Here is a 12,729-nt window from a genome sequence, read left to right on the forward strand (position 1 = left end):
GGAGGTTCGCGTTGCCCTGACGTTCTTCGCGAGCAAGCTCGCTCCTGCAGGTTACATGCGGAACACGCCGAAGCGGCTCGGCTCGATGGGGGCGTTCAGCGAAGCGGACAAGGCCAGGGCCAGCACGTCGCGGGTCTGCAACGGGTCAATGACGCCGTCATCCCACAAGCGCGCGCTGGAGTAGTAGGGGTGGCCCTGGGTTTCATACTGGTCGAGTATCGGTTGCTTGATTGCCGCTTCCTCATCGGCGCTGAACGCGTCGCCTGCGCGCTCGGCCTGCTCCCGCTTGACCTGCACCAGCACCCCGGCGGCCTGTTCGGCACCCATCACGCCGATGCGTGCGTTGGGCCACATCCACAAGAAGCGTGGGTCGTAGGCGCGGCCGCACATGCCATAGTTACCGGCACCAAAGCTGCCACCGATGATCACGGTAAACTTCGGCACCTTCGCGCACGCTACGGCGGTCACCAGCTTGGCGCCATGCTTGGCAATGCCGCCGGCTTCGTACTTCTGGCCGACCATGAAGCCGGTGATGTTTTGCAGGAACAGCAGGGGAATCCCGCGCTGGCAGGCCAGTTCGATAAAGTGCGCGCCTTTCTGCGCGGCTTCGGCGAACAGGATGCCGTTGTTGGCCAGGATCGCAATCGGGTAACCATGCAAATGCGCGAAGCCGCAGACCAGGGTGGTACCGAACAACGCCTTGAACTCATCGAACACCGAGCCGTCCACCAGCCGTGCGATCACTTCACGTACATCGAAGGGCTGCTTGGCATCCGCCGGGATCACACCGTACAGCTCTTCGCTGCTGTACAGCGGCGCCACTGGCGGCCGTTGCACCAATTGGCCTTGCTTGCGCCAATTGAGGTTGGCCACGCTGCGCCGAGCCAGGGCCAGGGCATGTTCATCGCTGTCGGCATAGTGGTCGGCCACGCCGGAGATCTTGCAGTGCACATCGGCGCCGCCGAGGTCTTCGGCGCTGACCACCGCACCGGTGGCGGCCTTCACCAGCGGTGGCCCGGCCAGGAAGATCGTGGCTTGCTGGCGCACCATGATCGCTTCGTCGGCCATGGCCGGCACGTAGGCGCCGCCGGCGGTGCATGAACCCATCACCACGGCGATCTGCGGGATGCCCTGGGCGCTCATGTTGGCCTGGTTGAAGAAGATCCGCCCGAAGTGCTCGCGGTCCGGGAACACCTCGTCCTGGCGCGGCAGGTTGGCGCCGCCGGAGTCCACCAGGTAGATGCACGGCAGGCGGTTCTGCTCGGCGATGGTCTGGGCGCGCAGGTGTTTTTTCACGGTCAGCGGGTAGTAGGAGCCGCCTTTGACCGTGGCATCGTTGGCGACGATCATGCATTCGACGCCTTCCACGCGACCGATGCCGGCAATGACTCCGGCCGCCGGCACGTCTTCGCCATACACCTGATAAGCCGCCAACTGGCTGAGTTCGAGAAACGGCGAGCCCGGGTCGAGCAGGCGATTGATACGCTCACGGGGCAGCAACTTGCCCCGCGAGGTGTGGCGCTCCTGGGCCTTGGTGCCGCCGCCTTGTTGCACATGGGCGAGCAGGCTGTGCAGGGCGTCGACCTGTTCGCGCATCGCCATACTGTTGGCGGCGAACTCCGCCGAGCGTGGGTTGAGCTGGGTATGCAGGGTGGCCATGACGCGCTCCTTCAGCGGGTTTCGTTGAAGAGTTCGCGGCCAATCAACATCCGCCGAATCTCACTGGTACCGGCGCCGATTTCATACAGCTTGGCGTCGCGCAGCAGGCGGCCGGCGGGGAATTCGTTGATATAGCCATTGCCGCCGAGAATCTGGATCGCATCGAGGGCCATCTGCGTGGCGCGCTCGGCGCTGTAGAGGATCACCCCGGCGGCGTCCTTGCGCGTGGTCTCGCCGCGCTCGCAAGCCTGGGCCACCGCGTAGAGATAGGCGCGGCTGGCGTTGAGCTGGGTGTACATGTCGGCGACCTTGCCCTGGATCAGCTGGAATTCACCGATGCTCTGGCCGAACTGCTTGCGGTCGTGGATGTAGGGCACGATCAGATCCATGCACGCCTGCATGATCCCGGTGGGGCCGCCGGACAGCACCACGCGTTCGTAGTCCAGGCCGCTCATCAGCACTTTCACGCCGCCATTGAGCACGCCGAGAATGTTCTCTTCGGGCACTTCTACGTCATCGAAAAACAACTCGCAGGTGTTGGAGCCACGCATGCCCAGCTTGTCGAACTTGTTGCTGCGGCTGAAGCCTTTCCAGTCGCGCTCGACGATAAAGGCGGTGATGCCGTGGGCGCCTTTTTCCAGGTCGGTCTTGGCATAGATCACGTAGGTGTTGGCGTCGGGGCCGTTAGTGATCCAGGTCTTGCTGCCATTGAGGACGTAGCAGTCGCCGCGTTTATCGGCGCGCAGTTTCATCGAGACCACGTCAGAGCCGGCATTCGGCTCGCTCATGGCCAGGGCGCCGACGTGCTCGCCGCTGATCAGCTTGGGCAGGTACTTGAGTTTTTGCTCGTGGTTACCGTTGCGGTTGATCTGGTTCACGCACAGGTTGGAGTGCGCGCCGTAGGACAGCGCCACCGAAGCCGAACCGCGACTGATTTCTTCCATGCTCACCACGTGGGCCAGGTAACCCAGGCCGGCACCGCCGTATTCTTCTGGCACGGTGATGCCCAGCAGGCCCATGTCCCCGAACTTGCGCCACAGGTCGGCGGGGAACAGGTTGTCGATGTCGATCTGGGCCGCGCGCGGTGCGATCTCCTTGGCCACGAAGGCCTGCACCTGGTCGCGCAGCATGTCGATGGTCTCGCCGAGGGCGAAGTTCAGGGACGGGTAATTCATGGACAGGCACCTTAATGTGAGCTTTGTTGTTGTGTAGGTTGGGCACCAGGGGAGGGCGCTCACCTTTACGTTAACGTAAGCTTGCGTTACGGCGCTGTCAATCGTAGTTTACGTATACGTCAACCTACAAAAAAGACAACAGGGGTCGTTATGGATCAACCGAATCAGAGCTACAGCCGTGGCTCCCAGGACAAGGCCTTGCTGGCCATGACCATTGGCCAGGCCTTTGATCGCACCGCCGCGCAATATCCCGATGGCGAAGCCTTGGTGGTCCGCCACCAACAGCAGCGCTTCACCTGGCGGCAACTGGCCGAGACGGTTGATCTGCATGCGCGGGCATTCCTGGCCTTGGGCATGCAAACCGGCGACCGCCTGGGCATCTGGGCACCCAATTGCGCCGAGTGGCTGATCTGTCAGGTGGCTAGCGCGAAGCTCGGGGTGATCCTGGTCAATATCAACCCGGCGTACCGCAGCAGTGAGTTGGACTATGTGCTCAAGCAATCCGGCTGCCAGTGGCTGGTGTGCGCCGGAGCGTTCAAGACCTCCGATTACCACGCCATGCTCCAGGCGCTGAAGCCCGATTTGCGTGGCCTCATCAGCCTCGATCCCAGCCCGCCGCCGGGCTTCATGCCCTGGTCGCAGCTGTCGGGCCTGGGCGCCGGTGTCCCGCCCGAGCAACTGCACCACCACCAGGCCAGCCTGCACTTTGACCAACCCGTGAATATCCAGTACACCTCCGGCACCACCGGCTTCCCCAAGGGCGCCACCCTCAGTCACCACAACATCCTCAATAACGGCTACATGGTCGGCGAAAGCCTTGGCCTGACTGCGCAGGACCGTCTGGTGGTCCCGGTGCCGCTGTATCACTGCTTTGGCATGGTGATGGGCAACCTCGGCTGCATCACCCACGGCACCACCCTGATCTATCCCAATGATGGCTTCGACCCACTGCTGACGTTGAGTGCCGTCGCCGAAGAAAAAGCCACCGGCTTATATGGTGTGCCGACCATGTTCATCGCCATGCTCGATCACCCACGCCGCGCCGAGTTCGACTTGTCCAGCCTGCGTACCGGGATCATGGCCGGGGCGACATGCCCTATCGAAGTGATGCGCCGAGTCATCAACGAAATGCACATGAGTGAAGTGCAGATTGCCTACGGCATGACGGAAACCAGCCCGGTCTCACTGCAAACTGGCGCGGATGACGATATAGAGCGGCGCGTCACCACGGTGGGCCGCACCCAACCGCAACTGGAAACCAAGATTATCGATGAGGCCGGCAACACCGCCGCGCGCGGCGTGATAGGCGAACTGTGCACCCGTGGCTACAGTGTAATGCTCGGTTACTGGAACAACCCCGAAGGCACCCGCGAGGCCATCGATGACGCCGGCTGGATGCACACCGGCGACCTGGCGACCATGGATGAGCACGGCTATGTGTGCATCGCCGGGCGTAATAAGGACATGATCATCCGCGGTGGCGAAAACGTGTACCCACGGGAGTTGGAAGAGTTCTTCTTCACCCATCCGGCGGTCGCCGACGTGCAGATCATCGGCATCCCCGATGAGCGTTATGGCGAAGAAATCGTCGCGTGGATCAAGTTCCATCCGGGTCATGTCGCCAACGAGCTTGAACTGTTGAGCTGGTGCAAGGACCGTATCGCCCATTTCAAGACGCCCAGGCACTTCAAGTTTGTGGACGAGTTTCCGATGACGGTGACGGGCAAGATCCAGAAATTTCGCATGCGTGAGATCAGTATCCAGGAGTTGGAGGCTGCCCGCGACGACCTGGGGTAGGTGAATACCGCTGTTTGAAGGGCAAATGATCGCAGATTGATCTTTTGTTCTATCAAATGGATGCGGTAAATGAGTGAGCTTAATCAACCTTCCAGCCAACAATCAGTAGCGCCGCAGAGCGTGCATGCGCGGGTTATACAGGACCGGCAGCCCTCCTGGTATGACGCCGCCGCCCTGAAACGCAAGAAGGCCTTTTCACAGACGCAGTTCGAAATGCCGCCATGGTACGCAGCGCTTTCGCCGGACAGACAACCGGCACTGAGTGCCGCTTATGCACGCAGCTTTAATTCGCTGAACAGGCTCGATGTTATTTTCAACGGGTTACAAGGCGTGGTCGCGTTTGCCGAGCCGCTCCTGGTGGCGGCGATGAAGGCGAAGTTTGCCGCAGACTATGACGTAAAACGGCTGTTTTATGCCCGTGAGGCGTTCATGCCCGCCGATCGTTCAAAGGTCGGGGGCTTGGAAGCTTCCGGGTATTGCTACTACCAGGGAGAGAGCCTGCTCGAAGCGGCGCTGGGTAACTTTGCCTTGGAAGACACGATTGAGACCGACGACCAGAACGCCAGCCTCGTCACGCGCTACGATTTCCACCAGCAGCCGCCTGGCAGCCCATTCAATCAGTCGCAAGTGCTTAGCCGTAAAGTCACCATAGCGCCTCATGCATTCGCCAGCCTGTGTCGGGAGTTGGACCTGGGTGCGCAGTACCTGGCCCATGTCGAGTCGTTCATCAGTCCACTGGACCCCCCTCGAACCCCCACGGGGAGCAGGGCCAGGGCCGTGCGTAATCTTATGGTCAGTGCGACCCGGCATCAGCTGCAATTCGCCGCCGAAGTCGCGGTGGCGCGTGGGGATATCCAGCCGGATGCGTATCAACTGATACAACAGTTGATGAGCAATCAGCAGGATCTGGAATGGCGCGATAAAACAGTTACCTTTTCGAGTTTGAACGTCCTTGGGCAGTCGCTTAAACAAATTATCGTCATCGGGCATGTGAGTATTCACTACCCCATACGTGGCAATGTGGTGTTCTTGAGCGAGCCCTGCCTGGCGTTTATACCCGGCGACCCTGTTTGCATGTTGAAGGAATACGCCAACCTGGAGGCGCTCAAGTTTGATTTGGTCGAGCGACTGTGCGTGGCCAGCTACCGGCAGTTTTTCAGCCAGTTCATCCCCTATGAGCGGCAAGGGGCGTTTTTTTCCAGGCTCAAGCAGCATCTCGACCCCGCTGAGCAGTCGACAGAGTCTCAAGACTTTGACTCAAGCAAGAAAAATATCAGGACCCTCACCGCAAGTTACGGAACGCGCTACGCCTTGTTGTGGCAGGACCATACCCGGCAAAACATCGACCTGATGCGCAGCAACGCCCGGGCCATGGCCGTCTCCACCGACGCGGCGGATGCACGTGCGCGTAACGCCTGGCTGGTCAAGCTGGGCAGCACGGCGCTGAATGTCCTGAATGCGGCTGTGCTGGTCTTTCCAGAGCTGGCGCCGGTCATGTTGATGATTGGCGCGGCGCAAATACTGAAGGAGGTCGCATCGGGTATTGAGGCGTGGGAGGCGGGGGATAAGCAAGCGGTGTGGGCTCACGTTTCAGCCGTTGCTTTCAATGCGGCGACGGCCGTTGTAGGCGCCAGGTTATTGCCCTTGGTCAAGAGCGCCTTTGTCGAGAGCCTGGCCCATGTGCGTTGCCCCGATGGCAACATACGCCTGCATGCTCCTGACCTGAGGCCATACCAGCAATCCGTGTCGATGCCCGCGCAGCTTACGGTGAATGTTGACGGGCTGATTGAACATGAAGGGGGCCTGTACCTGCGCGAAGACAATGCCTATTACCGGGTGGAGCAAGTTGGGGCGGGCAATGACTACAAGATCCTGCATCCGCATGATCCTTTGGCCTTCACCCCAAGGGTAAGCCGCACGCGCACCGGGGCCTGGGCTCATGAGCACGAGATCCCGCTGACCCTGACCGAGTCACAGTTGATGCGCCGCTTGGGGCCGATGGCAGAGGGGTTTTCAGACCAGCCGCTCAAGCTCAAACGCATCATGCAAATGTCTGGCGTTGAGGTGGATGCGCTGCGCCGGATACATGTGCATCAGGCAGCACTGCCGGGGCTATTGGCCGATACCTTGAAGCGGTTCGAGATTGACCGTGTGGTGGCTGAAGAAGGCTCCAGCGTACGCCCCTCATTGCGTGCTGCGGATCAACTCGAACGCTTTACCCAGCGCTATGCCGCTGCCGAGCGCGCAGAAAGCGCGGCCGCATGGCCGATCAGGCGCTTATTCCCGTCATTACCCAAGGCGATTGTCGAAGAGCTGTTGGACGAAACCAGCGCCGCCGAAATGCAGGTGCTCACCGAGCAGGATCGCGTGCCACTGCGCCTGGCTGAAGAGGCCCGCCATTATCAACAGCAGGTGCGCCTGGCGCGGGCGTATGAGGGCTTGTACCGCAATACCCTGGGCAATGACGACACGCAACACTTGGTGCTGCACAGCCTGGACAAGCTGCCCGGCTGGCCATCGGGCTTGCGCATCGACGTCATCGAACGGTTGCCTGCGGGGGAGCGCCTGCTGGACTCATCGGGGCCGGAGGACGCGGCGATCAAGCGGCGTCTTATCAAGTTTGGTCCCATGAACCTTTATGAAGTACAGGATAACAAGCTGGCGGTATTCAATGCCCAGGCGGATATCTATGGGGCGGTACAGTCAGCGGTCCCGCCTGAGGACTGGACTGCAATGAAACTGACCGCGCTGGATGGAGGCGCGAGCCTGAAACAGGCGCTGGAGCAGATGCCTTTGATGCCTCGTGAACAATTGCGCAGGTTGTTGCGCATGCAGCCGATCAAGCCTGGGTATAAACCGCCCATGCGCCTTGCGGAGGGACGTATCGGCTATCCGTTGAGTCCTGTGGGCATTCGATCCGCTCCCTGCGAACAGGCAGCCTCAGCGCTCTATCCGTCACAATCCATCGAAGAGGTGGAGTGGACGCTGAAGCTGCAAGACGCCAGCGATGATGTGTTTTTGGCCCGCATGGACCAACTCGAAGAGGAGTTCACGCAACTGAAGGCGACACTGGACGCCTGGCATGACGAAGACACGACTTATCGCCGATCAAGGGGCCGGGTCGTCAATACTCTCAAGAATGCCTGGCAGCGTTCACCTCCACACTTGCCCATGAGTCCTGAGCAAATGCGCTCTGAGCTACGAGAAGAGGAGGGTGGGCTGTATGTCGTGCGCTTGGCCGACGAGCAAGTCGGTGATTTGCCGCCGATCACCGCGAACATGAGCCATGTGGAATGTCTGGATTTAGCGAGAATGTCACTTTCGGACGCCTCTTTACCTTTCTTGCAGTCATTCAGCGGCTTGCGTTGGCTGGATATCAGCCACAGTAACCTCACGCGCTTGCCGGAGTTCGTCGATGGGGGCGCGCAAATCACCTGGCTCGACCTGAGCAGCAATGACATTCGTCTGACCGCGCCGAGTCGTGAACGCCTGCAGAATATGCAGGGCCTCAAGACCCTCAACCTCTCCCATAACCGGCAGTTGGGTTGGGCCGCCGACCTGAGCAACCTGCGTGATCTGCAGCGGCTCTATCTGGAAAATACCGGCACCAGGGTATTCCCGGCAGGTGTCGAGGTGCCTGGCAACCTGGCCTGGATCGATCTGCGTACGAATGGGATCACGACCTTGCCCGGCTATGCCATACAGCACCCGGATCGAGTCAATCTACAGGGCAATCCCGTCGCGCCGCTTTGAGGGTACGGGTAACAAACCGCACGTGCAGACAGCACAAAGGGGACCCGAAGGTCCCCTTTTAATTTGTCGTTGCCTGCTCTTTTCTTATTATTGAGGGGCGGCCTGTTGTTGTTTTTGGTAGCCGTGGCCCGTACCGCTGTTTTTGGCGACCCCCATCCGGGGTCAAGAGCAAACGTATTTTTTTGAACGCTGACCTGCTTCTTCGTAAACGATCCAACCAGTGGGTAGCTACCTGAGGTAGTTTTATTTTTCTCTATCCGGTTGCGGGTTGCGGCATGCCGTACCCTGGGAAGCCATCTTCTCCAAAAAAATCTGTTAGCTGCGTCTCTGCCGTGTTGTTTTTGTTATGTCAGAGTCGTTTCGTCTTATTTTTATTAGGTTTGGTGCTTTTTATTCTTGTTATGCCATAGAGATAGCAGAAGCCGTGCCAACTTTTTAAAAGTCTTTAAAATCAAAAGGTTAGTTTTTTCGTGGGAAATGTCTTTACGTATGTGCGCTAAATTCTGTTCCCGCGTTACCCGCCGAACAGGCGCGCGGTAACACATTGTCACAGCTGTGCTACTTCATCCGGCGCTACGGGCCTTGGCCACACGCGAACCGCTCGGCCGCCCCAGCACTCTGCTGATCTGCTGGCCCGCGCCAATCAAGCGCTCCAGGTCGATACCCGTGTCGATACCCAGGCCGTTGAGCAGGTACAGCACGTCCTCGGTAGCGACGTTACCGCTGGCGCCCTTGGCATAAGGGCAACCACCGAGACCAGCGATAGAGCTGTCGAACACCTGGATGCCTTCCAGCAGACCGGCGTAGACATTGGCGATGGCTTGGCCGTAGGTGTCATGGAAATGCCCGGCCAGTTTGTCCCGCGGTACCTGGGCGCCGACCACTTCGAACAGCCGCCGGGTTGCCCCCGCCGTGCCGGTGCCGATGGTGTCGCCCAGGGACACTTCATAGCAGCCCATGGCATACAGTTCACGCGCGACGGCTGCCACTTGCTCTGGGGCGATAGCGCCTTCGTACGGGCAACCCAACACGCACGACACATACCCCCGCACGCTGATGCCATGCTGCCTGGCCGCGGCCATGATCGGCGCGAACCGCGCCAGGCTCTCGCTGATGGAGCAGTTGATATTGCGCTGGGAAAACGCTTCGGATGCTGCGGCAAATACCGCAACTTCCTTGACCCCGGCCGCCAGCGCATCCTCAAACCCGCGCAGGTTCGGCGCCAGCGCGCCATAGGTTACGCCGGGCTTGCGCTGGATCTGTGCAAACACCTCGGCTGAGCCGGCCATCTGCGGCACCCATTTGGGCGAGACAAAACTGCCGACTTCGATATAGCTCAACCCGGCTTCGCTCAAGGCGTTCACCAGTTGGACCTTATCCGCCACGCTGATGGGCTGGGCTTCATTCTGCAAACCGTCGCGCGGGCCGACTTCCACCAGGCGTACGTGTGAGGGGAGGGACATGGCAGTTACCTTCTGGTCAATGGCCGGCTTGGCTGATGGTATGCGCGAGGGCTTGGGTGCATCGCTCCTCGGCGGTGTCCAGCTCGAGTTTCATTTGTTCGATATCCAGCAACTGTTGCTCAAGCTGTTCACGGCGTTCGGCGATCTTGGCCAGCATGCTGTTGAGTTGGATCTGGTTGCCGCCGGTGGGGTCGTAGAGTTCGATCAGCTCGCGGCATTCGGCCAGGGAAAAGCCGATGCGCTTGCCGCGCAGGATCAGCTTGAGGCTGACTTTGTCCCGCGCCGAGTAGATGCGCTCCTGGCCACGGCGTTCCGGGGCCAGCAGGCCTTGTTCTTCATAGAAGCGAATGGCGCGGGTGGTGATGTCGAGCTCGCGGGCGAGGTCGGAGATGCTGTAGGTGGTGCTCATGGCGGTGCTCAAGAAGGTCTTGGCACTAAGCTAATTGGAGGTTGACGTAAACGTCAAGGGGCGCTGCGCGCCCCATCGGGGGCAAGCCCCCTCCCACAGGGGGACTTCTGCAACTTTAGGCTTGTTGTTTATCGAGTTTCTTTTCATGGGCCGTCACCTGCTGGCATAGCTCGATCATCTGCTCGCGCATCCAGCGGTTCGCCGGGTCCTGGTCAGTGCTTTCATGCCAATACAGGTGGGTTTCTACCAGCGGTACGTCGTTGACCGGCAAATTGAACCAGTGCAGTTCATGGCGGCGGGCGAAGCGTTCGGGCACGGTCATCACCATGTCGGTCTGCTGCAACACCTGGGAGGCCATCAGGTAATGCTGGGAGCGCAGGGCGATCTTGCGCTGGATGCCCATCTTGCCCAGGGCCAGGTCCACATGGCCCAAACCGTTACGGCGGCTGGAGATATGGATATGGGTCAGCGACAGGTAGTCATCCAGGCTGAATTTGTCCTTGCCCGCCATCGGGTGGCCCTTGCGCATGGCGCACACGTAGCGGTCTTCCATCAGCTTGACGTGGCGCACCTGCGGGTCGGTGTTGAGCGGCGCGTCCACGGCAAAATCCAGGCGCCCGGCCGCCAGTTCCTTGGTGGTTTCGCGGCGCTTGGACAGGAAACTCTCGATCACCACGGTCGGCGCCAGGCGGCGCAGGCGCTGGAACAGCTGCGGCAGGATCACCGCCTCGGTGAGGTCGGTCATGCTGATACGGTAGGTCTTGGCCGCCTGCTGCGGGTTGAAGATGCGGCTTTCCTGCACCGACACCCGTAGCAACGACAGCGCATTGCGCACCGGGCCGATGATGTTCTGCGCCATGGGCGTGGGCACCATGCCTTGGGCGGTGCGCACGAACAACGGGTCGTTGAAGGTCTCGCGCAGGCGTGCCAGGGCGTTCGACACCGCCGGTTGGGTGATGCCGACGATTTGCCCGGCGCGGGTCAGGTTGGCTTCGGTGTAGATCGCATCAAAGACGATGAAAAGGTTGAGGTCGACCTTGCTCAGATTCATTTCGTTGCGCTCTTATTGTTAGGTGTCCATACGCCGATCATATATCGGTGATGAATGTTAATACACGCCGAGAATAGGCTAGGTAAATTATCAACGCTGTTCTAGCATCGATTGCATGACCTAAACAACCTCTCAGAGAAGGGAGCTGCCCATGGATTTCGCCTATTCGCCCAAGGTTCAGGAACTGCGTGAACGTGTCACCGCGTTCATGGACGCTTACGTCTACCCGGCCGAGCCGGTGTTCGAGCGCCAGGTCAGCGAAGGTGATCGCTGGCAGCCCACCGCCATCATGGAAGAACTCAAGGCCAAGGCTAAGGCCGAGGGCTTGTGGAACCTGTTCCTGCCCGAATCCGAACTGGGCGCAGGGCTCACCAATCTTGAATACGCACCGCTGGCGGAAATCATGGGCAGGTCCTTGCTCGGCCCGGAGCCGTTCAACTGCTCCGCGCCCGACACCGGCAATATGGAAGTGCTGGTGCGCTACGCCAACGAAGAGCAGAAACAGCGCTGGCTCGAACCGCTGCTGCGCGGTGAGATTCGCTCTGCCTTCGCCATGACCGAACCGGACGTGGCTTCCTCGGACGCCACCAACATGGCTGCCCGCGCCGAACGCCAGGGCGACGAGTGGGTAATCAACGGCAAGAAATGGTGGACTTCAGGTGCTTGCGACCCGCGCTGCAAAATCCTGATCTTCATGGGTCTGAGCAACCCGGATGCACCGCGCCACCAGCAGCACTCGATGATCCTCGTCCCTGTGGACACCCCCGGGGTGAAAATCCTGCGTCCGCTGCCGGTGTTCGGCTACGACGACGCGCCCCACGGCCACGCCGAAGTGCTGTTCGACAACGTGCGCGTGCCCTACGAAAACGTGCTGCTTGGGGAGGGGCGTGGCTTCGAGATTGCCCAGGGCCGCCTTGGCCCGGGCCGTATCCACCACTGCATGCGCTCCGTCGGCATGGCCGAACGCGCCTTGGAATTGATGTGCAAACGTTCGGTCAGCCGCACCGCGTTCGGCAAGCCTTTGGCGCGTCTGGGGGGCAATATCGACAAGATCGCCGACTCGCGCATGGAGATCGACATGGCGCGCCTGCTGACCTTGAAAGCGGCGTACATGATGGACACCGTGGGCAATAAAGTGGCGAAAAGCGAAATCGCCCAGATCAAGGTGGTGGCGCCGAATGTAGCCTTGAAGGTGATCGACCGTGCGATCCAGATCCATGGCGGCGCCGGGGTTTCCAATGATTTCCCGCTGGCCTATATGTACGCCATGCAACGCACCCTGCGCCTGGCCGACGGCCCGGACGAGGTGCATCGTGCGGCGATTGGCAAGTTTGAGATTGGCAAGTATGTGCCTCGGGAATTGATGCGCGGCGGGCAGTAGCACCGCGTCGCCTGCAATCGGGGGCAAGCCCCCTCCCACAT

General features: G+C 60.4%; 8 protein-coding genes. 3 read left to right on the forward strand and 5 right to left on the reverse strand.

What is annotated here, in order from left to right:
- Positions 1-51 precede the first annotated feature (51 nt).
- Together QZR30_RS13690 and QZR30_RS13695 are read right to left on the reverse strand one after the other, a co-directional pair.
- A complete protein-coding gene (locus QZR30_RS13690) occupies positions 52-1,659 on the reverse strand; it encodes a carboxyl transferase domain-containing protein (protein ID WP_311903429.1) in 1,608 nt (535 codons plus the stop codon).
- A gap of 11 nt (positions 1,660-1,670) precedes the next feature.
- Entirely contained in the window at positions 1,671-2,834 is a 1,164-nt protein-coding gene (locus tag QZR30_RS13695; protein ID WP_046068686.1) for an isovaleryl-CoA dehydrogenase, read from the reverse strand.
- A gap of 150 nt (positions 2,835-2,984) precedes the next feature.
- Between QZR30_RS13695 and QZR30_RS13700 the strand changes: the two genes are divergently transcribed.
- Together QZR30_RS13700 and QZR30_RS13705 are read left to right on the forward strand one after the other, a co-directional pair.
- Positions 2,985-4,631 (forward strand): AMP-binding protein, encoded by a 1,647-nt coding sequence (locus tag QZR30_RS13700; RefSeq protein ID WP_311903430.1) that lies wholly within the window; start codon positions 2,985-2,987, stop codon positions 4,629-4,631.
- Between the two features lie 69 nt (positions 4,632-4,700).
- Positions 4,701-8,384 carry a leucine-rich repeat domain-containing protein gene (locus tag QZR30_RS13705; RefSeq protein WP_311903431.1) on the forward strand — a complete coding sequence of 1,228 codons (3,684 nt, stop codon included), beginning with the start codon at positions 4,701-4,703 and terminating at the stop codon, positions 8,382-8,384.
- Between the two features lie 563 nt (positions 8,385-8,947).
- Here QZR30_RS13705 and QZR30_RS13710 read toward each other — a convergent pair.
- From QZR30_RS13710 to QZR30_RS13720, 3 genes are all read right to left on the reverse strand, one after another.
- A complete protein-coding gene (locus QZR30_RS13710) occupies positions 8,948-9,847 on the reverse strand; it encodes a hydroxymethylglutaryl-CoA lyase (RefSeq protein WP_056846587.1) in 900 nt (299 codons plus the stop codon).
- Positions 9,848-9,863: 16 nt separating this feature from the next.
- On the reverse strand, positions 9,864-10,256 hold the full coding sequence (locus QZR30_RS13715; protein WP_043049962.1) for a MerR family transcriptional regulator: 393 nt from the start codon (positions 10,254-10,256) through the stop codon (positions 9,864-9,866).
- Positions 10,257-10,371: 115 nt separating this feature from the next.
- The gene (locus tag QZR30_RS13720; RefSeq protein ID WP_056846586.1) at positions 10,372-11,307 is read right to left on the reverse strand and encodes a LysR family transcriptional regulator; all 936 of its coding nucleotides are present in this window, start codon (positions 11,305-11,307) and stop codon (positions 10,372-10,374) included.
- A 151-nt stretch (positions 11,308-11,458) separates the two neighbouring features.
- Here QZR30_RS13720 and QZR30_RS13725 point away from each other — a divergent pair, with 151 nt between their 5' ends.
- Positions 11,459-12,688 (forward strand): acyl-CoA dehydrogenase, encoded by a 1,230-nt coding sequence (locus QZR30_RS13725; RefSeq protein WP_046068682.1) that lies wholly within the window; start codon positions 11,459-11,461, stop codon positions 12,686-12,688.
- Positions 12,689-12,729: the final 41 nt, after the last annotated feature.

It is taken from the genome of Pseudomonas sp. rhizo25, assembly GCF_031931935.1.
In the GTDB taxonomy this organism is placed as follows: Bacteria; Pseudomonadota; Gammaproteobacteria; order Pseudomonadales; family Pseudomonadaceae; genus Aquipseudomonas; species Aquipseudomonas synxantha.

Excerpts from the sequence above, each read along its gene's own strand:
- QZR30_RS13690 (WP_311903429.1), bottom strand. The coding sequence starts at position 1,659 with ATGGCCACCCTGCATACCCAGCTCAACCCACGCTCGGCGGAGTTCGCC.
- QZR30_RS13695 (WP_046068686.1), bottom strand. The coding sequence starts at position 2,834 with ATGAATTACCCGTCCCTGAACTTCGCCCTCGGCGAGACCATCGACATG.
- QZR30_RS13700 (WP_311903430.1), top strand. The coding sequence starts at position 2,985 with ATGGATCAACCGAATCAGAGCTACAGCCGTGGCTCCCAGGACAAGGCC.
- QZR30_RS13705 (WP_311903431.1), top strand. The coding sequence starts at position 4,701 with ATGAGTGAGCTTAATCAACCTTCCAGCCAACAATCAGTAGCGCCGCAG.
- QZR30_RS13710 (WP_056846587.1), bottom strand. The coding sequence starts at position 9,847 with ATGTCCCTCCCCTCACACGTACGCCTGGTGGAAGTCGGCCCGCGCGAC.
- QZR30_RS13715 (WP_043049962.1), bottom strand. The coding sequence starts at position 10,256 with ATGAGCACCACCTACAGCATCTCCGACCTCGCCCGCGAGCTCGACATC.
- QZR30_RS13720 (WP_056846586.1), bottom strand. The coding sequence starts at position 11,307 with ATGAATCTGAGCAAGGTCGACCTCAACCTTTTCATCGTCTTTGATGCG.
- QZR30_RS13725 (WP_046068682.1), top strand. The coding sequence starts at position 11,459 with ATGGATTTCGCCTATTCGCCCAAGGTTCAGGAACTGCGTGAACGTGTC.